This window comes from Streptomyces solicamelliae (genome assembly GCF_045348655.1).
Classification (GTDB): Bacteria; Actinomycetota; Actinomycetes; order Streptomycetales; family Streptomycetaceae; genus Streptomyces; species Streptomyces solicamelliae.
This window is the reverse complement of the sequence record NZ_CP160404.1, coordinates 6,446,735-6,470,465: the sequence shown is the minus strand read 5'-3', so window position 1 is coordinate 6,470,465 and position 23,731 is coordinate 6,446,735. Positions and strand designations below refer to the sequence as shown.

20 protein-coding genes are annotated in these 23,731 nt (G+C 72.3%); 12 read left to right on the top strand and 8 right to left on the bottom strand.

Annotated features, from left to right (window positions below):
* Window positions 1-231 precede the first annotated feature (231 nt).
* The 4 genes from ABZO31_RS29820 to ABZO31_RS29805 all read right to left on the bottom strand — a co-directional run bounded on the left by ABZO31_RS29820 (window position 232) and on the right by ABZO31_RS29805 (window position 6,106).
* Complete coding sequence (locus ABZO31_RS29820) at window positions 232-1,830, bottom strand: alpha/beta fold hydrolase (RefSeq protein ID WP_406864423.1); 1,599 nt, start codon at window positions 1,828-1,830, stop codon at window positions 232-234.
* Window positions 1,827-3,185 carry an alpha/beta hydrolase gene (locus tag ABZO31_RS29815; RefSeq protein ID WP_406864422.1) on the bottom strand — a complete coding sequence of 453 codons (1,359 nt, stop codon included), beginning with the start codon at window positions 3,183-3,185 and terminating at the stop codon, window positions 1,827-1,829. Before ABZO31_RS29815 ends, ABZO31_RS29820 begins: the two co-directional genes overlap by 4 nt.
* A 530-nt stretch (window positions 3,186-3,715) precedes the next feature.
* A complete protein-coding gene (locus ABZO31_RS29810; RefSeq protein ID WP_406864421.1) occupies window positions 3,716-4,633 on the bottom strand; it encodes a DUF4436 family protein in 918 nt (305 codons plus the stop codon).
* Window positions 4,634-4,756: 123 nt separating this feature from the next.
* Window positions 4,757-6,106 (bottom strand): DEAD/DEAH box helicase, encoded by a 1,350-nt coding sequence (locus tag ABZO31_RS29805; protein WP_406864420.1) that lies wholly within the window; start codon window positions 6,104-6,106, stop codon window positions 4,757-4,759.
* A gap of 410 nt (window positions 6,107-6,516) precedes the next feature.
* On the opposite strand from ABZO31_RS29805, the gene ABZO31_RS29800 reads away from it, so the two are divergent.
* The 6 genes from ABZO31_RS29800 (at window position 6,517) to ABZO31_RS29775 (ending at window position 12,080) form a co-directional block, all read left to right on the top strand.
* Complete coding sequence (locus tag ABZO31_RS29800; protein ID WP_406864419.1) at window positions 6,517-6,687, top strand: putative leader peptide; 171 nt, start codon at window positions 6,517-6,519, stop codon at window positions 6,685-6,687.
* Between the two features lie 172 nt (window positions 6,688-6,859).
* Window positions 6,860-7,897, top strand: coding sequence for an ABC transporter substrate-binding protein (locus ABZO31_RS29795; protein WP_406864418.1), 1,038 nt, complete (start codon window positions 6,860-6,862; stop codon window positions 7,895-7,897).
* Between the two features lie 2 nt (window positions 7,898-7,899).
* Window positions 7,900-8,742, top strand: coding sequence for an ABC transporter ATP-binding protein (locus tag ABZO31_RS29790; protein WP_406864417.1), 843 nt, complete (start codon window positions 7,900-7,902; stop codon window positions 8,740-8,742).
* Entirely contained in the window at window positions 8,739-9,665 is a 927-nt protein-coding gene (locus ABZO31_RS29785; protein ID WP_406864416.1) for an ABC transporter permease, read from the top strand. Before ABZO31_RS29790 ends, ABZO31_RS29785 begins: the two co-directional genes overlap by 4 nt.
* Before the next feature lie 56 nt (window positions 9,666-9,721).
* Window positions 9,722-11,077 carry an LLM class flavin-dependent oxidoreductase gene (locus tag ABZO31_RS29780; RefSeq protein ID WP_406864415.1) on the top strand — a complete coding sequence of 452 codons (1,356 nt, stop codon included), beginning with the start codon at window positions 9,722-9,724 and terminating at the stop codon, window positions 11,075-11,077.
* Window positions 11,078-11,171: 94 nt separating this feature from the next.
* A complete protein-coding gene (locus ABZO31_RS29775) occupies window positions 11,172-12,080 on the top strand; it encodes a TauD/TfdA dioxygenase family protein (protein ID WP_406864414.1) in 909 nt (302 codons plus the stop codon).
* A gap of 211 nt (window positions 12,081-12,291) precedes the next feature.
* On the opposite strand, the gene ABZO31_RS29770 is transcribed toward ABZO31_RS29775, so the two are convergent.
* Genes ABZO31_RS29770 through ABZO31_RS29760 form a run of 3 tightly spaced genes read right to left on the bottom strand, consistent with a single transcriptional unit; the run spans window position 12,292 to window position 14,812 of the window.
* Window positions 12,292-13,371, bottom strand: coding sequence for a sensor histidine kinase (locus tag ABZO31_RS29770; RefSeq protein ID WP_406864413.1), 1,080 nt, complete (start codon window positions 13,369-13,371; stop codon window positions 12,292-12,294).
* Entirely contained in the window at window positions 13,364-14,038 is a 675-nt protein-coding gene (locus tag ABZO31_RS29765) for a response regulator transcription factor (protein ID WP_406864412.1), read from the bottom strand. Before ABZO31_RS29765 ends, ABZO31_RS29770 begins: the two co-directional genes overlap by 8 nt.
* Before the next feature lie 60 nt (window positions 14,039-14,098).
* On the bottom strand, window positions 14,099-14,812 hold the full coding sequence (locus ABZO31_RS29760; protein ID WP_406864411.1) for a VanZ family protein: 714 nt from the start codon (window positions 14,810-14,812) through the stop codon (window positions 14,099-14,101).
* 419 nt (window positions 14,813-15,231) lie between these two features.
* On the opposite strand from ABZO31_RS29760, the gene ABZO31_RS29755 reads away from it, so the two are divergent.
* From ABZO31_RS29755 to ABZO31_RS29730, 6 genes are read left to right on the top strand one after another with little or no spacing between them, the layout of a single operon-like run.
* Window positions 15,232-16,023 (top strand): GntR family transcriptional regulator, encoded by a 792-nt coding sequence (locus tag ABZO31_RS29755; RefSeq protein WP_406864410.1) that lies wholly within the window; start codon window positions 15,232-15,234, stop codon window positions 16,021-16,023.
* Between the two features lie 40 nt (window positions 16,024-16,063).
* On the top strand, window positions 16,064-16,291 hold the full coding sequence (locus ABZO31_RS29750) for a 4Fe-4S dicluster domain-containing protein (protein WP_031166915.1): 228 nt from the start codon (window positions 16,064-16,066) through the stop codon (window positions 16,289-16,291).
* A 16-nt stretch (window positions 16,292-16,307) separates the two neighbouring features.
* A complete protein-coding gene (locus tag ABZO31_RS29745; protein WP_406864409.1) occupies window positions 16,308-17,663 on the top strand; it encodes an ABC transporter substrate-binding protein in 1,356 nt (451 codons plus the stop codon).
* Complete coding sequence (locus tag ABZO31_RS29740; RefSeq protein ID WP_406864408.1) at window positions 17,660-18,538, top strand: ABC transporter permease; 879 nt, start codon at window positions 17,660-17,662, stop codon at window positions 18,536-18,538. The genes ABZO31_RS29745 and ABZO31_RS29740 overlap by 4 nt, the downstream gene beginning before the upstream one ends.
* 25 nt (window positions 18,539-18,563) lie before the next feature.
* Entirely contained in the window at window positions 18,564-19,343 is a 780-nt protein-coding gene (locus tag ABZO31_RS29735; RefSeq protein ID WP_406865525.1) for an ABC transporter ATP-binding protein, read from the top strand.
* 11 nt (window positions 19,344-19,354) lie between these two features.
* Window positions 19,355-22,120, top strand: coding sequence for a fumarate reductase/succinate dehydrogenase flavoprotein subunit (locus ABZO31_RS29730; protein ID WP_406864407.1), 2,766 nt, complete (start codon window positions 19,355-19,357; stop codon window positions 22,118-22,120).
* Between the two features lie 41 nt (window positions 22,121-22,161).
* On the opposite strand, the gene ABZO31_RS29725 is transcribed toward ABZO31_RS29730, so the two are convergent.
* Window positions 22,162-23,424 (bottom strand): ricin-type beta-trefoil lectin domain protein, encoded by a 1,263-nt coding sequence (locus ABZO31_RS29725; RefSeq protein ID WP_406864406.1) that lies wholly within the window; start codon window positions 23,422-23,424, stop codon window positions 22,162-22,164.
* Window positions 23,425-23,731 lie beyond the last annotated feature (307 nt).

Sequence of the window (23,731 nt, the reverse complement as noted above, 5' to 3'; positions counted from 1 at the left end):
CAGCCGTTGATCCCGCCCCTGGTGACCCCGGCTCCGGGGGCCGTCCGGGGGCCGTCCGGGGACGATTACATCAGACTCCGGTGCCCTCGCCCGGTCGCCCCGTCCCCGTCGGCGGATGCCGAACTCGCGGCGACCGCACGGAGACAGGGTGAGGGCCCCGAGCACGGTCGCTCGGGGCCCTCGTACCGGCGGACGGAGACGCCGCCCGACCGGCAGGCCCTCGGGGGCGGCTTACGGCCCGATCTCGAACGTCGGCGGCTGGAGGCCCGAGAGGCATGAGCGGTCGGGCGCGGTCGGCGTGTTGAAGAACGAGCGGGTGATCGTCTGCGCGCACGACGAGTCGGCGAAGACCACGTGGGCGACGTAGGGGACCGTGACGGCGGTGGACCGGCTCAGCGTGCGGGCGGCGTACGGACCGCTGCTCGGCGCGGTCTGGGCGTCGAACCCGCCGGACAGGACGAGCGTCGGGATGTCGCTGACCGTCACGTCCCGGATCGAGGGCGGCGCCGCGGGGACGTCCCAGGCACGGCAGTCCGCGTGCATCCAGCTGAGCAGCGGGGCGTTGGCCAGTACCGAGCGGGGGAACGACGGGAACAGACTCCGCCCCGCCCGGATCACGTCCTCCTCGCTCTCGAACGGTGTCCACTCGCTGCAGAAGATGCCGAAGACGAGCCCGTGGGAGACCCTCCCGATGGCCTGCGGGCTGAGCTTCCCACCGGCGTACTGCTCGGCGATGCGCTGCGGGTTGCCGTGCGCCAACTCGTCGATGGAGCGGGGTACTCCGGCCGCGAGGTGGCTGGCGAAGGTCAGCCAGTTCACCAGCAGGCCACCGTCGAGCACGACCTTCACCGGCTCCGGTTGCCCCGGGACCGTGACGGTGGTGGTGACCGGTCGGGCCTCGAGCTCGACCACGAGGCGCTCGAAGGTGGCCTTGAGGTTCGGATAGCGGGTGTTGCAGGCGGGCTGCGCCGCGCAGGTCTCGAAGATGCTGTCGAAGCCCTCGCGCGCGGCCTTCCACGTGACGGCCCCGCCGGCCAGGGACGGCGGCAGGACGCCGTCGATGCCGACCGACCGGATGCCCTTCGGGTGCAGGCGCATGTACTGGAGGGCGAGGTCGGTGCCGTAGGAGATGCCGAACACGTTCCACTGCCTGATGCCCAGGGCCTTGCGCAGGCCGTCGTAGTCCGCGGAGCTCTCGGTGCCGTTGTAGGCGCTGAGGTCGACCCCGCGGCTCACCAGCCGGTCGTGGCACTTCCGTGTCTCCTCGACGTGCAGGCGCCCGGTGGACGGCGCGCCGAAGACGAGATCGAGGTTGTCCGCGACGAACTCGTCGACGTTCCGGCAGGTGAGCTCCGGGTCGGCCGAGTAGGTCCCGCGCTGGGACATGAAGATGACGTCGCGGTCGCGGTTCAGGCCGCCGGCGACCGCCATGGGAATCTCGGAGACCGCGTCGTCGCCGGGTCCGCCGGCCAGCCACACGATCGGGTCAGGCGCCGCTGTGCGGTTGACCGCGGGGATGATCGCGACGGCGAGGGTGATCTTCTTCCGCCCGCCTCTGTGCCCGGAACGCTTCTCGGGCACGGTGAGCGTTCCGCAGCGGGCGCGCTCCAGATCGGGGATCGGGTCCGCCGTCCGCGGGCAGGGGCCCGGCTCGAAGCGGGCGTCGCCCGCCGTCCGGGCGACCGTGCCGAGCGGCGCTCCGGCGCCGGACTCGGCGTGTGCGGGCAGCGCGGCCAGACCGACGACGAGGGCGCCGGCCGTGGCCCCGGCCAGCGTGGCCGGGAGCCGGCGCGACGCGCGCCGGCGGCGGGGTGGGCTGAGGGACGTCATGTGCTCTCCGGATCAGGGGTGAGGATGAACGGGGCGGGCTCGAGTCCTGCCACGCACCCGGTGTCGGGCGCGGTCGGACGCGCGAGGAAGGAGGCCAGCACGCTCTGCGCGCAGGGCGACTGCGGGACCACGAAGTGGCTGATCCCTGGGATCAGGACGGCGGTCGAGCGGGGCAGCGTGCGGCCCGCGTACGGCCCCCAGCTCGCCCCGGTCTTGGCGTCGAACGTGCCGGTGACGATGAGCGCGGGCACGTCGCTGAAGGTGGCCACCCGCTGGATCGCGGTGCGGTCCGGGACGTTCCAGACGCGGCACAGGTCGTACTGGAAGGGAAGCTGCGGCGCATGGGCCAGCACCGTGTCGGGCCAGCCGGGGAACGCCCGGCGCCCCGCCTCCAGGAGGTCGGACTCCGAGAAGCCCGGCGCCCACTCGCTGCACACCACCGACTGCGTCAGACCGTGCGCCTGGGGCACGACGGGCGTCCCCGCTCCGGCGGCCTGCGCCTGCGCGAAGCGTTGCGGGTTGCCGTGGGCGAGCTCGTCGAGCGCCGCGGGGACGACGGCGGCCGGCAGGGCGCCGCCATTCGTGACCAGCAGGTTCACCAGCGCGCCCCCGTCGAGGACGACCCGTACCGGGTTCCCTCCCCCGGGCGGCTGCACCGTCAGCGTCAGGGGGTTCGCCTCGAGCCGCCGGACCTGCTCCGTCAACGTGCGCGCGAGGTCCGGGTAGCGGCTGTTGCAGCGCGGCTGCGCCTCGCACGCCGCGAAGATCGCGTTGATCCCCTCCTGTGCGCTGTCCCAGGCCCACGGCAGGCTCACGATCTGCGGTGGCACGACCGAGTCGATCGCCACCGAGCGGATCCCCTCGGGGTGCCGGCGCAGATAGGTGAGGGCGAGGTCCGTGCCGTAGGAGTAGCCGTACACGTTCCACTGCCTGATGCCCAGTGCCTTGCGCAGGTCGGCGAAGTCCGCGGCGTTCTCGGTGGTGTTGTAGTCGCTCAGCCGGATTCCGTCGGCCGTCAGGCGGTCCCGGCACTCCTTCGCCGCGCGCACCAGAAGCCGCCCGGTCGAGGGCGCGTCGTAGGGCAGTCCCACGGCCTGCGCGTTGAAACGGTCGATCTCCGGGCAGGCGAGGTACGGCTCCGAGTACGGCCCGCCGCGCTGGGTCATGACGATCAGGTCGCGATCCCGGTTGACGCCGGAGTCGACCAGGAAGGGGATGGCCCCGATGGCGTCACCGCCGGGACCCCCCTCCATGAACACGACCGGGTCCGCTGCCGGCCTCGCCGACGCGGCCGGGACGATCGCGACGGTCAGCTTGATGGTCCGCTTGCCGCGGTGGGACCGGTTCTCGGGCACCTCCAGGACCCCGCACCGTCCGGGGATCGGGTCGGGTGCCTGCGGGCAGGGACCAGGGGTGAACCGCGCCGCCTGATCTCCGGGATGGGGTCCGGCGGGCGGTCGTTCGGACACCGCACTGCTCGGTGTCGGAACGAGCGCCCCCAGGAGTGCCAGACCGGCCGCGGCGAGCGCCACCCCGGTGGGCGACCGCCGGGAACCCCGCGGTGCGCGGCGGCGCTGCGCCTGCCTTCGTACGGACCTGCCGCTCCCCCGAGCGAACGGCAGGAAGCCTTGTCCGATGCCCTGTTCCGCCATGTGATTTCCGTCTTTCTGACGGCCTCGGCCGCGCCGAGACTGACGACGATGCTGAGCGGCTCCACCTGCCCCGAACGCGTCGGAAGGTGGCCCACCGCGTAGGCCACACTCGGCCGGTGGGCAGCCGCGCACCACCGGGGAGCGCCACTCGGAGCAGTCCGTCCTCACCTGCTCACAGACCCGCCGATCTGCGGCTTCGTCGCTCCCCGCCGAGCGACGGCGGTGACCGGGAACTAGGCGGACGAGGCGGGCTGGGCGGGCTGGGCGTCGTCCGGGTCGAGGGCGCCGTGCACGCCGCTGATCACCACGGTGATCAGACAGAGGGCGATGACGGTCTCGGCCCACAGAAAGGCGAACCAGTCCAGCACACAGCCGATCGGGGGTGTGCCGGGGGCGGTGTTGCGGAACGCCGCGAGCGCGAACAGGGTGGCGGCCATCCAGGCGAGGGCGGGCCAGACCAGGCCCTTGGCGCGGGTCGTCAGGTACCAGGCGCCGATGAGCACGGACGCCGCCAGCGCCCACATCACGAGCATCATGAAGACCGCGAAGACGAGCAGGCTGCTCGACCGGACCAGATCCAGCCCCAGGACGGCCTCCGCCCCGGCGGCCGTGGGCGTCGGGGAGACCGAGAAGAGCGTGTCGTTGCTGGAGAACAGCATCCGCACCGGAACGTCCTCACCACCCAGCGTCGCCCAGAACCCGATCTCGGTCTCGTAGGCGTCGAAGGGGTAGTCGCTGATCGATCCGCCCGTGATCGCGACCTTCACGTCCTTGGTCGCGAGCCGCTCGTGCGCCTTGAAGGCCAGGTCGCCGAGGGTCGCCGTGGAGGTCTGGAGGGTGAGATCGGCCACCGGGGCCGTCCCGTCCTCCTCCCCGAGACTCCCCAGCGGGGTGACCCGCACCCGCAGCAGCAGCTCTCGGGCCGCGGCATCCACGCTCTGGACCGTGGCCTCCACGTCCACCCGGTCGGCAGCCACGGATCCGGTCACGCGGACCGTGTCGATCGCCTCCCGCTCACGGAACTGCAGCCACGACCCGACAGAGACGGCCACGACGATCAGAATCGCGAGGGGAATCAGGATCGGAAGCAGAGACGCCCTGGCGCGGCGCGAGCGGGGTGCACCCGGGGAGGGGGATGGGGACGGGGCCATGGTGACCCCGATCCTCGTCGACCGAGCCGACGATCCCCGGTACCTCAGCAGGCGTGTCGGCGTCGGCCGGGTGCCGGTTCAGTGCGGGAGCGTTTGGGCCTGACGGCCCGTCACCATCCGTGCTCAGCCGTTGCGGCGTACGAGGGCGGCCTTGCGGGCCTCGGCGAGTTTGCGGGCCTCGCCGGACTTGCGGGACTTGCCGCCGCCGCCGCGGGAGGGGTCCTTGGTGGTGCCGAGGCCGCGGAAGGGGGCGTTGGTGTTCTTGGGGCGGGCGGCGGGACCGCCGTCGAGCGGGGTGCCGGAGGGAGCCTTGGCGCCGGTGATCCGGCTCAGCTCCGCCTCGCCCGAGCGCACCTTGGTGACGGTCGGCTCGATGCCGGCCTCGGCCAGTACCTGGCTCGCCTCGCGGCGCCGGCCCCCCGGCACCAGCGTGACCACTCGGCCGGACTCGCCGGCGCGGGCGGTGCGGCCGGCCCGGTGCAGGTAGTCCTTGGGGTCGGTGGCCGGGTCGACGTTGACCACGAGATCGAGGTCGTCGACGTGCAGGCCGCGGGCCGCGACGTTCGTCGCCACCAGAGCGCTGATCCGGCCCTCCTTGAACTGCGCCAGGGTCCGTGTGCGCTGCGGCTGTGACTTGCCGCTGTGCAGGGCCCCGGCGTGCACCCCGTTGGCCCGCAGATGGCGGGTGAGCTGGTCGACGGCGTGCTTCGTGTCGAGGAACAGCACGACGCGGCCGTCGCGGGCCGCGATCTCCGTGGTGACGGCGTAGCGGTCGGGGCCGTGGACGACCAGGACGTGGTGCTCCATCGTCGAGACCGTCCCCGCGGACGGGTCGACCGAGTGGACGACGGGGTCGTGGAGGTAGCGGCTGACCAGCTGATCGACGTCACGGTCCAGGGTGGCCGAGAACAGCATCCGCTGACCGTCGGGGTGCACCTGGTCGAGCACGTCGACGACCTGCGGCAGGAATCCCATGTCGCACATCTGGTCAGCCTCGTCCAGCACGGTGGTCCTGACCCGTCCCAGGCGGCAGGCCTTGCGCTCGATCAGGTCGTGCAGGCGTCCGGGGGTGGCGACGACCACCTCGGCTCCCTCGCGCAGCTCGGCGATCTGCCGGCCGATGGACATCCCGCCGACGACCGTGGCCATCCGCAGCCGCAGCGCCTCGGCGTACGGCGCCAGCGCCTGGGTGACCTGCTGGGCCAGCTCGCGCGTGGGCACGAGGACCAGGGCGAGGGGCTGCTTCGGTTCGGCGCGCCGCCCGGCCGTACGGGTCAGCAGCGGCAGGCCGAAGGCGAGCGTCTTGCCCGATCCGGTGCGCCCGCGCCCCAGGACGTCGCGCCCCTCCAGGGCATCGGGCAGTGTGGCGGCCTGGATCGGAAAGGGCTCGCGCACCCCGAGTCCGCTCAGCGTCCGCAGCACCTCCACCGGCAGGTCGAAATCGGCGAAGCCGGAATCGTCGAGGTGCTTCATGAACTGCCTTCCGCAGAGGAGCGTACCGAGGAAGGCCCGGCAGGACCGAACAGACCACGTCAAACGCACAACACTAACACACGGCTCGCCGCGGACGGCGCGGACCCCTGCGGACACCTGGGCGGAACGACCCCCTCCGGCCGGGTGTGCGATCGGCTCGGCGGAGCCTTGCCGACCTCCTGGTCGGGTGTCGCCGGGCGCGGGGGGTCGGGGATGTGGACCCAGAGGCGGCCGAAGGCCATCAGGGCCTCCCCCAGCTCCGTCAGACAGCGCAGGACGAACAGCGGCATGGCGCCACTGTGGGGCCGGACGCCAGAGCACCGCCAAAGCACCGCCGAAGCCGGGACTCACCGTGCGGATTGCCGCGCGGAGACGAAAGGGCCCTTTTGTGAACGCCGTACTTCACCCGCATGTCGGCTGATTCAGAATGCGAGACGGGCACGCAAGCGACATTGACGTGGCTTGAATGCGCTGGAAGTCTCGTGGCTGTGACCAATTCGGAGCACCTCGCCGCGCGCCTCCACGTCGATCTGCGACGCCAGGCCGGCGCCATCTGTGCTGTCGGCCGCTGTACGCGCTGACAGCACCGTACGTCCACGCTCCCTCTCCTCACCGGATTCCGCACCGGCCCTCTTCCCCGAGAAATTCGGGTCCCTCCACGCGCTTTTCGACGAGCGCTGATTCCCGCCGGCCGTCGAGGGCTTTCTGCGACCCCTTTTCGCCTCACTTCGATCTCGAACAGGACCCTTTCTCATGGCCACGACTGCAGCGAACCGACGCCAGTTCCTCTCCCTGCTCGGTCTTTCGGCGCTGGCCGTGAGCTGCGGCACCACCGCGACCGGGGCCACGTCCGGCGGGGGCGGGACCAAGACGCTCCGCTACCAGGGCTGGGCGGGCCAGGTCACCCTGCCCGAGCTGGCCGAGGACCTCGGCTATCTGGGCGAGGTGAAGCTGAAGTGGATCGGCAACACGATCAGCGGTCCGCAGGACATCCAGTCCGCCGCCACCGGTCAGGTCGACTTCGGCGGCGCGTTCAACGGCGCGGTCGTCAAACTGGCGGCGAACGGTGCCCCCATCACCTCGGTCATCAGCTACTACGGCGCCGACAAGGACGCCTTCAACGGCTTCTACGTCCTCGCCGACAGCCCGATCCGCTCGGCCCGCGACCTGATCGGCAAGAAGGTCGGCATGAACACCCTCGGAGCCCATTCCGAGGCCATGCTCGACATCTACCTGCAACGCGGCGGCCTGTCCCCGGCGGAGATCGACCAGGTCGAGCCTCTCGTGGTGCCCCCGGTCAACACCGAGCAGACACTGCGTCAGAAGCAGATCGACGTGGCCGTGCTCGGCGGCATTCTGCGCGACAAGGCCCTGGCCGCCGGGGGCATCCGGCCGCTTTTCACCGACTTCCAGCTGCTCGGCGCGTTCAGCGCCGGCACCTACGTGATGACCGACCGCTTCCTGGAGCAGAACCCCGACACGGCCCGGGCCTTCGTCACCGGCGTCGGCAGAGCCATCGAGTGGGCCCGTTCCACCCCGCGCGAGGAGGTCGTCGCCCGGATGACGGCCGTCGTCAAGAAGCGCGGCCGCAACGAGGACACCGCGCCGCTGAAGTACTGGCGGTCCTTCGGCATCGCCGAGACCGCGGGCCGGGTCACCGGCAAGGAACTGCAGCTGTGGGTCGACTGGCTGGCCGAGCGCGGCGACATCAAGAAGGGCCGGGTCAAGGTGGCCGACCTCTACACCAACGAGTTCAACGCGGCCGCGTCCTCCGCGAAGAACGGGAGCTGACCGTGCCGGAATCCACCACACCCAAGCTCGTACTGGAAAAGGTGCGCAAGGAGTTCACCGTCAAGGACCGGGCGGCGGGCGGGGCCCGGCAGGGCACCCGGTTCACCGCACTCGACGACATCGACCTGGAGATCGGCGCCGGCGAGTTCGTCGTCCTCGTCGGCCCCAGCGGCTGCGGCAAGTCGACGCTGCTCGATCTCCTCGGCGGACTCGCCCGGCCCACCGGCGGGCGGATCCTGCTGGACGGCCGGCCCGTGACCGGCCCGGGCCTGGACCGGGGCATCGTGTTCCAGCAGTACGCGCTGCTGCCGTGGCGCACGGCGCAGGGCAACGTCGAGTTCGGCCTGGAGGCCACCGGCGTCCCCCGGCGTCAACGGGCTCTGCGGGCACGGGAGTTCCTGGATCTGGTCGGCCTGACCGGGTTCGAGGACCGTCATCCGCACGAGCTGTCGGGCGGGATGCGTCAGCGGGTGGCGATCGCCCGCAGCCTCGCCTACGACCCCGACGTGCTCCTGATGGACGAGCCGTTCGCCGCGCTGGACGCCCAGACCCGGGAGTCGCTGCAGGACGAACTGCTCCGCATCTGGCAGCGCACGGGCAAGACCATCGTCTTCATCACCCACGGCATCGACGAAGCCGTCCATCTGGGGCAGCGCGTCGCCGTCATGACGTCGAGGCCGGGTCGTATCAAGCAGATCGTGCCGGTCGACCTCGGCACCCGTTCGGCGACGGACGATCTCCGCTCCAGTCCCGAGTTCGCCCGCCACCGCCACGAGATCTGGTCGCTGCTGCACGACGAGGTGGCCAGGGCCCAGCAGTTGGAGAAGGAGGAGGTCTCCGTATGAGTCCCGTCGCCACCACCGCCGAGACGGCCACGTCGCCGGGTTCCGTGAGCGCCGTCGAACCCGTCCCGGCCGCGTCCCCCGACACATCCACGCGGTCACCACGCGCGGCATCGGCGCCGCTGCGGCGGCGCGCCCCCTCCCTGGCGGTGCGCAGACTGCCGTACCCGCTGGGGAAGGGGGCGACCCGGTCCGTGGCGATCGTGGCCCTGCTGCTCCTGTGGGAGACCGCTCCACGGCTCGGCCTGGTCGACCGGACCTTCCTGCCGCCGTTCAGCGAGGTCGCCCAGGCATGGTGGGGGCTGGCCCTCGACGGGCAGCTCGCCGACAACGCACGGGCCAGTCTGGTGCGCTCGTTCAGCGGCTTCGGTCTGGCCGTCGTGATCGCGGTGCCGCTCGGCCTGCTGATCGGCTGGTACCGGCCGGTCGCCGACCTGCTCGGTCCGCTGCTCGAGGTCTTCCGCAACACCGCCGCGCTGGCCCTGCTTCCGGTGTTCGTGCTGCTGCTCGGCATCGGCGAGACGTCGAAGGTCTCCATCGTGGTCTACGCCTGCACCTGGCCGATCCTGCTCAACACCATCAGCGCGGTCCGCAACGTCGACCCGACCCTGCTGAAGCTGGCGAAGTCCATGGACCTGTCCGCGCCCCGGCTGTTCCAGAAGGTCATCCTGCCCTCCTCGGTGCCGGTGATGTTCACCGGGATCCGGCTGGCCGGGGCGGCGTCCATCCTGGTCCTCGTGGCCGCCGAGATGATCGGCGCCAAGGCGGGCCTCGGGTACCTGATCAACGCCTCGCAGTACAACTTCGCGATCCCGCAGATGTACGCGGGCATCATCACGATCTCCGCCATCGGCGTGGTCTTCAACCAGCTCCTGGTGACCGTGGAGCGGCGGCTCAGCTCCTGGCGCGTACCCGCGGGCGGCTGACCCGGCCGCCGACTCGTCCCACCCCCTTCTTCTCGCTCCCCGATCCGAGGAACCCCATGACCACGACCGGCCCCCGCCGACTGCATCTCAACGCGTTCCTGATGAACGCCGGCCATCACGACGCCGCCTGGCGGCATCCCCGTACCCAGCCCGAACGCGTCACCGACCTGAAGTACTTCCAGCACCTCGCGCAAACCGCCGAACGCGGCCTGCTCGACTCGGTCTTCCTCGCCGACGGCCTCGCCCTGTGGGGCAAGGTCCGGCACAACGCCCTCGGCGGCTTCGAGCCGCTGACCCTGCTGTCCGCCCTGGCTGCGGTCACCGAGCACATCGGACTGATCGCCACCGTCTCCACCACCTTCAACGAGCCCTTCCACACCGCCCGCAAGTTCGCCTCCCTGGACCACCTCAGCGGAGGCCGGGCCGGCTGGAACATCGTCACCTCGGGCACCGTGAACGAGGCGCGCAACTTCGGGCAGGAGGAGCACCTGGAGCACGCGCTGCGCTACGACCGGGCGCGGGAGTTCGTCGAGGTCGCGACGAAGCTGTGGGACAGCTGGGAGGACGACGCGATCCTCCTCGACCGGGAGCGCGGCGTGTACGCCGACACCGACAAGGTGCGCGAGATCGGCCATCGTGGGGAGTACTTCGGGGTGCAGGGCCCCCTGAACGTGCCGCGCAGCCCCCAGGGATACCCGCTGCTGGTGCAGGCCGGATCGTCGGAGGACGGCAGGGAGTTCGCCGCCCGGTACGCCGAGGCGGTGTTCACCGCCCAGCAGACCCTGGCCGACGCCCAGTCCTTCCACAAGGATCTCAAGTCCCGGCTGACCCGCTACGGCCGCACCGAGGACGAGCTGCTGGTCCTTCCCGGGATCGCCCCCGTCATCGGCTCGACGGAGGCCGAAGCCCGCGCCCTGGAACAGGAACTGACGGATCTTCAGGTACCGGAGTACGGTCTCGCCCAGCTCTCCGGGATGGTCGGCACCGACCTGACCGGGCTGCCGCTGGACGGCCCGCTGCCCGAACTGCCCGAGGAGCGGGACATCAACGGCAACAAGAGCCGCTTCACGCTCGTCGCCGAACTCGCCCGCCGCGACGGTCTCACCCTGCGCGAGCTCATCGCCCGTCTCGGCGCCGGCCGCGGCCACCGCGTCTTCGCCGGCACCCCCGAGCAGATCGCGGACCAGCTGGAGGAGTGGTTCACGCAGGGCGCGGCCGACGGCTTCAACATCATGCCGCCGCATCTGCCGGGCGGTCTGGAGGACTTCGTCGACCACGTCGTGCCGATCCTGCAGCGGCGCGGCCTGTTCCGCACCGAGTACACCAGCCGCACCCTGCGCGAGAACTACGGCCTCGCCCGCCCCGCCAACCGCCTCGTCGCGGCGGCCTCGGCAGGAGCAGCGCCCGCATGACCGGGGGGCCGGGAACACCTCGCCGCCCCTCACCTCCTGACAACCCCCCGACCGTTCTCCACTCACCGATCGCTTCCCGAAAGGACACCCTTCGATGACCACCGGAACCGGCTTCGACATCCGCAGGATCGGCGGCCGCATCGGCGCCGAGATCGTCGGCGTGGATCTCTCCGCCGACCTCGATTCCGCCCTCGTCACCGAGATCAACTCCGCGCTCCTGGACCACAAGGCGCTCGTCTTCCGCAACCAGGAGCTCGACGAGGCCGGCCAGCTCCGCTTCGCCTCCCTCTTCGGCGAACTCACCACCGCGCACCCCACCGTGCCCTCCGTCGAGGGCCGGCCCGAGATCCTGCCGGTCGACGGTGACGAGGGCATCCGCGCCAACCACTGGCACACGGACGTCACCTTCGTCCGGACGCCGCCGAAGGCGTCCACGCTGCGCAGCATCGTGGTCCCGCCCTACGGCGGCAACACCCTCATCGCCAACACCGCCGCCGCCTACCGCGACCTGCCCGAGCCGCTGCGCGAGCTGGCGGACAAGCTGTGGGCGGTGCACACCAACGACTACGACTACGCCGACAGGGCCGCCCCGAAGAGCGAGAAGGCGGCCGAGCACCGCAAGCGGTTCGTCTCCCGGAAGTACCGCACCGCCCACCCGGTCGTCCGCGTCCACCCCGAGACGGGGGAGCGCGGGCTGTTCATCGGCGGCTTCGCGCAGAGCATCGTCGGGCTCGGCCCGTCCGACTCCCGCGACCTGCTGCGGCTCTTCCAGTCGTACGTGACCCGCCCGGAGAACATCGTGCGGGTGGTCTGGACGCCCGGCGACCTGGTCCTGTTCGACAACCGCATCACCCAGCACTACGCCCCCGACGACTACGGCGACCTGCCGCGCCTGCTGCACCGGGTGACCGTCGCAGGCGACGTCCCCGCCGGTGTCGACGGCGCCCTCAGCCACGTCATCGAGGGCGACGACGCCTCCCACTACACGCCCGCCGCGGCCTGAGACCCACCGACCGCCGGCCGGGGCGCCTCCGCCCCGGCCGGCGGCCCGTCGACGACGGAGAGCGGACGGGGCGACCCGCCGTCAGAACACCTCGGCCACTCCGTCCGGCACGTACACGATCACCGAGTGCCTTCGGTGTGCAGGCGGGCGGCACGATCGACCGGATCATGTCCTGGATCAAGTCGGGCGCCCACCCGCGCATCGCGATCGGCTAGACCGGCGCGGGCAGCCGGACCGTGACGACGAGGCCGCCGGCGGGGCGGGGGGCGAGGTCGAGGGTTCCGTCGTGGGCGCGGACGACGCTGTGCACGATGGCCAGGCCGAGCCCGACGCCGGCGTGCTCGTCGGTGCGGACACGATCCGTCCCGCGCCGGAAGGGTTCGGTGAGGGTCGGGACGAGGTCCGGCGGAAGCGCAGGACCGGTGTTCTCGACCCGTACCACGCTCATGTCGCCGCGCTCCTCGGTGTGCACGGTCACGGTGCCGCCGTCGGGGAGGTTGTGGACGACGGCGTTCTGGACGAGGTTCGTCACCATCCGCAGCAGGAGCTCCGCGGAGCCGCTGGTCCGCGCCGCTCCGCCGGTGACGTCGAGGGCGATCCCGCGCCGTTCGGCGAGCGGCAGCAGGGTTTCGGCGGCCTCCTCGGCGACGAGCGAGAGGTCGACGCGCTCGCGGGTGAAGGTCCCGCGGTCGCTCCGGCTGAGCAGCAGAAGGGCCTCGGTGAGGCCGATCGCGCGCGTGTTGACGGTCTGCAGACGGGCGAGGAGTTCCTCCCGGTCCCGTGCGGGGTCCTTGCGGGCGACGTCGAGCAGAGCCTGCGAGACGGCGAGCGGGGTGCGGAGTTCGTGGGAGGCGTTCGCGGCGAACCTCTGCTGCTCGGCGACGTGCGACTCGAGCTGTTCGAGCATGGTGTCGAAGGTGTCGGCGAGTTCACGGAACTCGTCCTGACGGCCCTCCATGCGGATCCGGTGCGACAGCGAGCCGTTCCCGGCCGTCCGCGCCGCGGCCGTGATCCGGGTGAGCGGAGCCAGCATCCGGCCGGCCAGGAACCATCCCCCGACGAGGCCGAACACGAGCAGGAAGGCCATCGCCACGGCCGCGGCGGGGAAGAAGGTGCGCACCAGGAGGTAGCGGTTGGGCGAGACCCCGAGCAGGCCCTGCTCGTTGTCGGGTACGTAGCGCAGCAGGTACATCCACACCACGGCCAGCAGGAGCGCGCCGGCGACGGCGAGGAATCCGGCGTAGCTGAGGGTGAGTCGCAGCCGGACACTGAGCCCCGGGCGTCTACGCATCCGTGCGGCCGGTGTCGATGCGGTAGCCGACACCCGGCACCGTGGCGATGAGCCAGGGTTCGCCGAGCCGTTTGCGCAGGGCGGAGACGGTGATGCGGACCGCGTTGGTGAAGGGGTCGGCGTTCTCGTCCCAGGCCCGTTCCAGGAGTTCCTCGGTGCTGACGACCCCGCCCTCGGCGGCGACGAGGACGTCGAGCACGGCGAACTGTTTGCGGGTGAGCGCGACGTAGCGTCCGTCGCGGAAGACCTCCCGGCGGAAGGGGTCGAGGCGCAGGCCCGCGATCTCGCGGACCGGGGGCCGGGCGTACGCGCGTCTGCGGTCGAGGGCGCGCAGCCGCAGGACGAGCTCGCGCAGCTCGAAGGGCTTGGTGAGGTAGTCGTCGGCGCCCAGCTCGAACCCGGACGCCTTGTCGTCGATCCGGTCGGCGGCGGTGAGCATCAGGATCGGGATGCCGCTGCCGGAGGCCACGATGCGCCGGGCGACCTCGTCGCCGGAGGGGCCGGGGATGTCGCGGTCGAGGACCGCGAGGTCGTAGGAGTTGACGCCGAGCAGTTCCAGGGCGGTGTCGCCGTCGCCCGCGATGTCGGCGGCGATCGCCTCCAGCCGCAGGCCGTCCCGGACGGCTTCGGCCAGGTAGGGCTCGTCCTCCACGATCAGTACGCGCATGCCGGAAGCCTAGGCAGAGCGATGTATCGCGGGCGTATGCCCCACCCCTCGGCCCGCCCCTCAGCCCGCCCGTGCCGGTACGGGCTCGGGGCGCGGCTGCTCCGGCGGCGCGTCCGCCGTGTCGCGCCGCCACCAGCGGCGGGACGCCAGCGCGGCGAGGGCGGCGCCGGAGGCGTTGACGAGTACGTCGTCCACGGAGGACACCCGGTCGAGCTGCAGGACGTACTGCGCGGTCTCGACCAGGACCGAGCAGCCGGCCCCGAGCGCCAGGATCCGCGGCACGGACGCCAGCGCCGCGTACCGCATCGGGGCGAAGAACCCCAGCGACGCGAAGACCAGCAGGTTGCCGACGATCCCGAGCGTCCCCATCGTGACCAGGTCCCGCAGCGGCACCAGGCTCACCCGGGCGGGAACGACACCGGCCCCGCCGCCCGGCATCATCGTCATCCACACGAACGGCACGGTCCCGTGGACCATGCCCACCTCGGCCAGCGACATCCGCCACGCCGCGGCGACGCCCACGGCCCGCCGACGGCGCGCCAGCGCCCACACCACCAGCAGGGACGGCGGCACCGCGACCAGCGTCATCAGCACCACGCCGTTGAACGTGTCGAGGCACCCGTGCCACTGCCCGGCCACGCACCGGGGAGCGGCCATCATGAGCGGCCCCCGCACGACGAACAGGGCGCCGGCCACGCCGAGGACCGCCAGGCCGACGAGCACGAACCTGCGCGTGCGACGGGGCGGGGCGGGGCGGGATGCATCGTGGTTCATGCGCTCATTGAAGTCGGCGGGCCGTCGCGGGGGCGTATGCGCTTTTCGATACGCCCGCGATACACCCCCGAGTGCTGCCCCGGCGTGGCGGCGGCATGGCGACCTCGTGGCGACACGGGCCGCGTCCCGGCCGAAGGGCCTCGCGACGCCACGCAATCGCCGCGGCGAGCCTCACCGGCGGCGCCAAGGGCTGGACCGGCCGGCGGGCGACTCCGGACAGCCCGAGCACGCCATATTTCCCATCCGTCCACCAGGGACCCACAGGAGGGGTCTCACCTCCTGAGACGCGGGCGCGGACACCGGCAGATGGCCTCGCCCGCCTGCCGAACCGCCAGGTCAGACGGGTGTCCGGCGAGGGCTCAGGTGGCGCAACACTCCAGCAACACCACTATTCCCATCGGGTAGGTATGGTTCCGGCCATGTCGCCCACGGACCGCATCCGAGACCACGCCGGCCAGGGAGCCGCGACCACGGTCGCCGCCCACCGCAGCCGGCGTCGGCTGCGGGCCGACCGCGCCCGGCAACTCGCCGATCTGCTCCGCCGCCAGCTCCTCACGGGAGCCTTCCCCGACGGCGCGCTCCCCCACGAGTCGACCCTCGCCGCGGAGTACCGCGCCTCCCGCAACACCGTCCGCCAGGCCCTCGACCTGCTGCGCCACGAGGGCCTGGTCGAGCGCCAGCCCGGTGTCGGCACCCTGGTCGTGGCCCGGAAGTACCCCCACGGCCTCGACCGCCTGATGGGCCTCGCGGAGACCCTGCGCGAACACGGCCGGGTCACCAACGAGGTCCGCGCCATGGGCCCCGTCCCGGCACCCGCCCCGGTCGCCGAACGGCTCCAGGTGCCCTCCGGCACCGACGTCCTCTGTATCGAACGCCTGCGCCGCCTCGGCGGCCTCCCCCTCTCCCTCGACATCACGTACATCCCCCTCGACATCGGCACCGAACTGCTGGGCGCCGACCTGGAGAACACCGACGTCTTCCGCCTCCTGGAGGCCGTCACCGGGCAGCCGCTCGGCCACGCCGAGGTCACCCTGGAGGCGGTGAACGCCGACGCCCACTCCGCCGGCGTCCTCGAAGCCCCGCGCGGGGCGGCCGTCCTGATGCTGGAACGGCTCACCCACCTCGCGGACGGCCGCCCCGTCGACCTCGAGTTCATCCGCTTCCGCGGCGACCGCATCACGATGAGCGGTCTGCTGCACCGCTCGCTCTGACCCCGTACTCCCCGCGAGTACGCCCTTCCTGGAGACAGCCATGCCTTTGGCGCCCCAGCGGGCCGACGTGCCCGTGACCATCGACGAATCGAAGTGCATCGACGGCTGCACGCTCTGCGTGGACATGTGCCCGCTGGACTCGCTCGCCATCGACGAGACCAACGGCAAGGCGTACATGCACGTCGACGAGTGCTGGTACTGCGGCCCGTGCGCGGCCCGCTGTCCCACCGGAGCCGTCACGGTCAACATGCCCTATCTGCTCCGCTGAAAGGCCCCCAACTCCCATGAGACGCACGGCAGTCGCACTCGCCGCCACCACTCTGCTGCTCCCCCTGACCGCCTGTGGCGCAGGCGCGGGCTCGGGCAGCGGCTCGGGCGACGGATCCACGGTCACCGTCACCGTCGGGTACCAGTCCAAGACCATCAACACGGTCACCGCCGGCACGCTCCTGCGCTCCCTCGGCTCCTTCGAGAAGCAGTTGAACGCCCTCGACGACGGCAGGACGTACAAGGTCGACTGGCAGGACTACGCCACCGGCGCCCCCATCACCGCCCAGATGACCGCCGGGAAGATCGACATCGGTTCGATGGGCGACTTCCCGCTGCTCATCAACGCGGCCCGCGGCAAGCAGCTGGGGAAGCCCACCCGTCTGGTCTCGGTCACCGGCTACAACCTCAAGGGCGGCCTGAACACCGTCGTCGTCGCACCGGAGTCGAAGCTCGCCTCCCTGAAGGACCTCAAGGGGAAGAAGGTCTCCACGAGCATCGGCTCCGCCGCCGACGGCACTCTCGTACGGGCCCTGCAGCGCGCCGGCATCGACCCCGCCGAGGGCATCACCAAGCTCAACCAGCAGCCCGCGGTGGGCGCCTCCGCCCTCTCCTCGGGCAGCGCGGACGCCCTGTCGCAGTTCGTCGCCTGGCCGGGCCTGCTCGCCCACCAGGGCAAGGCGAAGGCCCTGTACGACGGGGCGCAGCTGAACCTGCCGACCTTCCACGGCGTCACCGCGCGCCAGGACTTCGCCGAGCAGCGCCCGGCGGTCCTGGAGGCGTTCCTGAAGGCCCAGGCGGAGGCCACGGACTATCTCGTCGCACATCCGGTGGACGCCGCCGAGAAGGTCGCGAAGGCCACCGGTCTGCCCGCCGAGGTCGTGTACCTCTACAACGGCGCCCACGGCATCGCCACCTTCGACCCGGCCGTCAAGCCGCGACTGGTCGCGGCGCTCAAGGAGGACGTCGCGATCCTCAAGGCGGCCGGGCTGACCGGCGACGTCGACGTGGACGCCTTCGTGGACGACCGGTACGTCAAGAAGGCGCTGGGCGCCGGGTACGCCGTGCGGCTCGCCGCCGGTCCGCCCGCCGCCGCGAGCGAGGTCTGGCCCGAGGGCGCCGCGAAGACGCTGAGCTTCGCCTCCCCCGGCCTGCTCCTCGCCCACGTCGCCCGGAACGCGGACAGCGTCCGCGCGGCCTACGTCCCCGACGCCACCACCGGCACCCTCTGGTTCGCCGACAAGGCCGTCTGGGTCGCGGACGGCGGGCAGTTGCTGCCCTTCGTCGCCCCGGCGACCGCGCAGGCGTACGTGGCCGGGCACCCCGGTGCCCGGGTGATCACGTACGCGGACGCCCTGGGGCGGGCCTCGTGAGCCGGTATCCCCGGCAGGCGGGCCGGCTCGCGCTGCGGGCCGGCTCGCTGACCGCCGCGCTGGGCGTCTGGCAGGCGCTGACCGCTCTCGACATCGACGTCTGGCTGCGCTTCTCGCAGTTCCCGACGGTGACCGACGTGGCCGGGGCCTTCGCCGAGCGGCTCGCCGGTCCCGACTACTGGACCGACCTGACCGCCAGCCTCGGCCGGATCGTGTCCGGCTTCCTGCTCGCCGCCGTCCTGGGCGTGGCCACCGGCGTGCTGGTGGCGCGCGCCCCGCTCGCCGAGGACCTGCTCGGCCCGGTGCTCGAGGTGGTACGGCCGATTCCGGCCATCGCCCTGGTCCCCGTCGCCATCCTGCTCTTCCCCTCCAACGAGCAGGGCATCGTCTTCATCACCTTCACCGCCGCCTACTTCCCGGTCCTGGTCTCCACCCGGCACGCGGTGCGCGCCCTGACCCCCGTGTGGGAGGAGGCGGTGCGCACCATGGGCGGCGGCCGGTGGCGGGTCCTCGGCTCCGTCGTGCTGCCGGGCGCGCTGCCCGGCATCTTCGGCGGACTGTCCGTCGGCATCGGCGTGTCCTGGATCTGTGTGATCTCCGCCGAGATGATCTCCGGCCAGTACGGCACGGGCTACCGCACCTGGCAGGACTACACGGTCGTCGACTACGCGGGCGTCTTCGTCGGCATGGTGACCATCGGCGTGCTCGGCTGGCTCACCTCCATGGCGGTGGAGCTCACCGGCCGCCGGCTGACGCACTGGCTGCCGCGCACGGCGTACGTCTCCGGGCCCCGGCCGCGGCCCGTGCGTGTCCCGGCGGCCCCGTCCGCCGACCCCCACAAGGCCGAGGAGGCACGCCGTGAACACCTCGTCTGAGACAGGGACGACCGGAGCGAAGTCCATCGAGGGGTCCTCGGGAGCGCCCCCGCACGCCACCGGAACCGCCCCGCACGGCACCCGCCTCACCCTGCGCGGTGTCACGCTCGGCCGGCCGGACGCCCCGGCCGTCGCCGACGCCGACCTGGACGTCGCCGCCGGCGAGATCCTCACCGTCGTCGGCCCGTCCGGCTGCGGCAAGTCCACGCTGCTGCGCACCCTCGCGGGGCTGCTCCCCGCGCTCGACGGGACGGTGGAGCAGGACGGACGGCCGGTGACCGGTCCTGGCGCGGACCGGGCGCTGGTCTTCCAGGAGGACGCCCTGCTGCCCTGGCGCACCCTGCGCGGCAACGTCGAACTGCCCCTCGCCGTCCGGGGACTGCCGCGCGCGGAGCGCCGCGCCCGGGCCGAGGCGTGGCTGGGGCGGGTCGGACTCGGCGCGTATTCGGCTCAGTTGCCGCACCGGGTATCCGGCGGGCAGCGCCAGCGCGCCCAGTTGGCGCGCGCCCTCGCCGGAAGCCCGCGCGCCGTCCTCATGGACGAACCCTTCGGCGCGCTCGACGCCCAGACCCGCGCGGGCATGCAGGACCTGCTGGTCGACGTGCTGCACGGGACGGGTCCGACCGTCGTCTTCGTCACCCACGACGTGGACGAGGCCCTGTTCCTCGGCGACCGCGTGGCGCTGATCGGTTCCGGCCGGCTGGTCGCCGTACGCGACGTGCCGCGCCCGCGCGAGCGCGCGGCGTACGACGACCCGGCCCGCGTGGCGCTGCGCCGCGCCATCCTCACCTCGCTCGGTACCTGAAAGGGCCCTCCGTGACCACCCCCGTGCACCCCCCTCTGGCCGTTCCCGCCCTCGACGACGCCGAGGAACTCACCTGCGACGTCCTGGTCATCGGCGGCGGCACCGCCGGCACCATGGCGGCCCTGGCCGCCGCCGAGCGCGGCGCCGACGTCCTGCTCCTGGAGAAGGCGCACGTCCGCCACTCCGGCGCGCTCGCGATGGGCATGGACGGCGTCAACAACGCCGTCGTCCCCGGCCGTGCGGAGCCCGACGACTACGTCGCCGAGATCACCCGCGCCAACGACGGCATCGTCGACCAGGCCGCCGTCCGCCAGACCGCCACCCGCGGCTTCGCCATGGTGCAGCGACTGGAGTCCTACGGCGTGAAGTTCGAGAAGGACGACCACGGCGACTACGCGGTCCGCCAGGTCCACCGCTCCGGTTCGTACGTGCTGCCGATGCCGGAGGGCAAGGACGTCAAAAAGGTCCTGTACCGCCGGCTGCGGCGGCGCGAGATGCGCGAGCGCATCCGGATCGAGAACCGGGTGATGCCGGTGCGCGTGCTGACGGCCGGCGGCCGGGCCGTGGGCGCGGCGGCCTTCCACACCCGCACGGGCGCGTTCGTCGTCGTCCGCGCGGGCGCGGTGATCCTGGCGACCGGAGCCTGCGGGCGGCTCGGCCTGCCCGCCTCCGGCTATCTGTACGGGACGTACGAGAACCCGACCAACGCGGGCGACGGCTACGCGATGGCGTATCACGCGGGCGCCGAGCTCACCGGCATCGAGTGCTTCCAGATCAACCCGCTGATCAAGGACTACAACGGCCCGGCCTGCGCCTACGTCGCCAACCCCTTCGGCGGCTACCAGGTCAACCGGCACGGCGAGCGCTTCGTCGACTCCGACTACTGGTCGGGGCAGATGATGGCGGAGTTCGCCGCGGAGGTGGCGTCGGACCGCGGTCCGGTGTACCTGAAGCTGAGCCACCTCCCGGAGGAGTCGGTCGCGGCGCTGGAGTCGATCCTGCACTCGACGGAGCGCCCGACCCGCGGCGCCTTCCACGCGGGCCGGGGCCACGACTACCGCAGCCACGACATCGAGATGCACATCTCGGAGATCGGCCTGTGCGGGGGCCACTCGGCCTCGGGTGTCCGGGTCGACGACCACGCCCGCACGACCGTCCCCCGCCTGTACGCGGCCGGCGACCTGGCCTGTGTGCCGCACAACTACATGATCGGCGCGTTCGTCTTCGGCGAGCTGGCGGGTACCGACGCCGCCCGGTACACGCCGTACGAAGGGGAGTTGCCCGCCGGGCAGCTGCGCGAGGCGCACGAGCTGATCTACCGCCCGTTGCGGCATCCCGACGGGCCGCCGCAGCCCCAGGTCGAGTACAAGCTGCGCCGCTTCGTGAACGACTACGTCGCCCCGCCGAAGTCCGGCGCGCGGCTGTCGCTGGCCCTGGAGGCGTTCGAGCGGATGCGGGCCGACATCGCCGCGATGGGTGCGCGCACCCCGCACGAGCTGATGCGCTGCGCGGAGGTCTCGTTCATCCGCGACTGCGCGGAGATGGCCGCGCGGGCCTCGCTGGCCCGCACCGAGTCGCGCTGGGGTCTCTACCACGACCGTCTCGACCACCCCGGGCGGGACGACGCGTCCTGGTTCCACCATCTCGATCTGCGGAAGTCCCCGTCCGGCGCCATGGAGTTCACGGCACGGCCGGTGGCTCCGTATCTGGTCCCGGTCGACGGTTTCGATCCGGTCGGCGGCCCGTCCCGTCATCTGGGCGAGGTCCACCCGGAGAACGTGGCGACGGCGGGGGCCAGGGAGGCGGCCCCGGTGGCGAAGGAGCGGACACCCGCGACGGCCGGCGCGAGGGCGGCGGCCGGGGCCGATGAGGAGGCGCCCACCACTCCGCGTCTGCTCGCCCTTCTCGCGCTCGCCGAGAACGAGAACGAACCGGAACTGGCCTCCCTCACCCCGTACTTGACCGATCCGGAGCCCGCGGTCCGCCGTACGGCCGTCACCGTGCTGACGGAGACCGTGCCGCCGGGCACCGGCCCCGCGCTGGCCGGGGCGCTCTCCGACCCCGACGCCGGTGTCCGCGCCGCGGCGGCCGCCTCGCTGCGGGAGCTGGTCGAGACGCTGCCTCCCGAGGCGGAGCTCCGGAACGGCCTCGCCTCGGCCCTCTCCGGAGCCGATCCCGTCGTCCGCGCCGCCGCCCTGGACGTGCTGCGCGGCCTGCGCGCCGGGGACGCGGCCCTGTTCGCGGCCTCCCTGACGGACGCCGACCTCACGGTCCGGATCGCTGCCGTGCGCGCGCTCGCGTCGGTCGACGCCGCCGCGGACGTCGCCGCCGCGGCGGGTGCCGAACCGTCCCGCGAGGTCCGCGTGACGATCGCCAGGGCCCTGGCCGGCATGGGTCCGGCCGCGGACCCCGACGTGGTGCGGCACGCCCTGGCCCGGCTGGTCGACGACCCCGACGCCCTGGTGCGCGGGGCCGCGTACGAGGCCCTGGGCACGACGGGCTGCCCCGCCGCCCTGGCCGCGAAGGGGGCGACGGCCCTGGCGGACCCGGCCTGGCAGGTGCGGGCGGGCGCCGCGACGGCCCTGGCCGCCGCGGACCCCGGCGTGGCCGTGCCCGCACTCGCCGCGGCCGTCGCCGACCCCAACGCCGACGTCCGCAAGGCCGCCGTCCTGGCCCTGACCCGGCACCGCACCGTGCCGGACGCCCGCACGGCCCTGGCCGCGGCGGCGAAGGACACGGACGCGGACGTCAGGGCCTACGCGGCGCGGGCGCTGTAGCGGCGTTATCGGTGGCGCCGGCTCCTACCGGCTCCGGGGACTCAGCCGACCGTCCATTTCTGGTTGGCGGCGCCGGTGCAGGTCCAGATCTGCAGGCGGGTGCCGTTCGCCGAGCTGTTGCCGGTGGCGTCGAGGCACTTGTCCGCGGCGACGTTCACGAGGTCGCGGGCCGCTTCGACGCGCCATTTCTGGGCGCCGGTGCCGTTGCAGTCGTAGAGCTGGAGCTGCGCGCCGTCCGCGGTCGAACCGGCCGTCACGTCCAGGCACTTGCCGAGCGCTCGGATCGAACCGTCGCTGTTCACGGTCCACTTCTGGGCCGCGGTGCCGTTGCAGTCGTACAGCTGGACCGGGGTGCCGTTCGCGGGGTTCGCGCCGGCCACGTCGACGCACTTGCCGCCGAGGCCGGTGATCCGGCCTCCGTCGGAGGGCGGCGCCGGCTGGTCGTCGGTGACGCGGACGTAGTCGACGGTCAGGTCGTTCGGCATGGGCGTGCCGCCGTCGGGGTCGCCGGGCCAGTAGCCGCCGACGGCGAGGTTGAGGATGAGGAAGAACGGGCGGTCGAACACCCACTGGCGGCCGCCGAGGTCGGCGGGCGTCCTCGTCTGGTACGTGACGCCGTCGACCTTCCAGACCAGCTTGTCCGGCGACCACTCGAGCCGGAAGGTGTGGAAGCCGTCCGCGAACGGCGAGCCGATCGTGTGGCCGGCGCCGATGCCGCCGGAGCCCGAGTAGCCGGGGCCGTGGATGGTGCCGTGCACGGTGTTCGGCTCGAAGCCGACGTTCTCCATGACGTCGATCTCGCCGCTCTGCGGCCAGCCGACGTCGCCGATGTTGCTGCCGAGGAGCCAGAACGCGGGCCACATGCCCTGGCCGCGCGACATCTTCAGGCGCGTCTCGAAGGTGCCGTAGGTCTGGGTGAACTTGCCGGAGGTGTTGAGCCGGGCCGAGGTGTACTCGCAACGGCCGTACCAGCAGGTGTAGTTGCCGGGGTTCTCGCGCCGCGCCGTGATCACCAGGTTGCCCTGGCCGTCGTGCACCGCGTTCCGGGTCGAGTTCGTGTAGTACTGCCGCTCGTGGTTGTTCACGTTGTCGCCGGTCTCCAGGTTCCACTTGGAGCCGTCGACCGGGGTGCCCGCGGGGGCGTCGAACTCGTCGCTGAAGGTCGTGGCCCGGATGCCGACGTCACCGGCCGGCGCCGCGGCCGCGGCCGGCTGCCCGGCCGGGGTCACCATCGCCGCCACGGCGGCGAGCCCGGCTCCGAGGGCGAGTAAGAGGCGTGATCGTCGAGAGGGGGGTGTGGACATCGTTGTCACCGCCGACGTTCGTCCTTGTGGTTGACGGCAACGAAGCGTGCCATGGTCCAGACCAGCCCGACAAGACCCCGGAACCCGCCTGACCTGCACCTTTTGTTCACAATAAGACGCAATGAGAGAGATATCACCACACGAATAAAACGGATGATCTGGATCTTTCCCACCCGTTCGGCCTACCGTCGTAGACGTACCCCTGACGTCTCTTCGCCCCGGGAGGGTGTGTGCGCCGCCGCCGTTCCACGACCGATCAAGCCGCCGCGGGTCCCGACGGGCGCCGCGGTCGCATACGTCCGGTCCA

Coding starts and splice junctions, on each gene's coding strand:
- ABZO31_RS29820 (WP_406864423.1), bottom strand. CDS start 1,830: ATGACGTCCCTCAGCCCACCCCGCCGCCGGCGCGCGTCGCGCCGGCTC.
- ABZO31_RS29810 (WP_406864421.1), bottom strand. CDS start 4,633: ATGGCCCCGTCCCCATCCCCCTCCCCGGGTGCACCCCGCTCGCGCCGC.
- ABZO31_RS29805 (WP_406864420.1), bottom strand. CDS start 6,106: ATGAAGCACCTCGACGATTCCGGCTTCGCCGATTTCGACCTGCCGGTG.
- ABZO31_RS29800 (WP_406864419.1), top strand. CDS start 6,517: ATGTCGGCTGATTCAGAATGCGAGACGGGCACGCAAGCGACATTGACG.
- ABZO31_RS29795 (WP_406864418.1), top strand. CDS start 6,860: ATGGCCACGACTGCAGCGAACCGACGCCAGTTCCTCTCCCTGCTCGGT.
- ABZO31_RS29785 (WP_406864416.1), top strand. CDS start 8,739: ATGAGTCCCGTCGCCACCACCGCCGAGACGGCCACGTCGCCGGGTTCC.
- ABZO31_RS29780 (WP_406864415.1), top strand. CDS start 9,722: ATGACCACGACCGGCCCCCGCCGACTGCATCTCAACGCGTTCCTGATG.
- ABZO31_RS29775 (WP_406864414.1), top strand. CDS start 11,172: ATGACCACCGGAACCGGCTTCGACATCCGCAGGATCGGCGGCCGCATC.
- ABZO31_RS29770 (WP_406864413.1), bottom strand. CDS start 13,371: ATGCGTAGACGCCCGGGGCTCAGTGTCCGGCTGCGACTCACCCTCAGC.
- ABZO31_RS29765 (WP_406864412.1), bottom strand. CDS start 14,038: ATGCGCGTACTGATCGTGGAGGACGAGCCCTACCTGGCCGAAGCCGTC.
- ABZO31_RS29760 (WP_406864411.1), bottom strand. CDS start 14,812: ATGAACCACGATGCATCCCGCCCCGCCCCGCCCCGTCGCACGCGCAGG.
- ABZO31_RS29755 (WP_406864410.1), top strand. CDS start 15,232: ATGTCGCCCACGGACCGCATCCGAGACCACGCCGGCCAGGGAGCCGCG.
- ABZO31_RS29750 (WP_031166915.1), top strand. CDS start 16,064: ATGCCTTTGGCGCCCCAGCGGGCCGACGTGCCCGTGACCATCGACGAA.
- ABZO31_RS29745 (WP_406864409.1), top strand. CDS start 16,308: ATGAGACGCACGGCAGTCGCACTCGCCGCCACCACTCTGCTGCTCCCC.
- ABZO31_RS29725 (WP_406864406.1), bottom strand. CDS start 23,424: ATGTCCACACCCCCCTCTCGACGATCACGCCTCTTACTCGCCCTCGGA.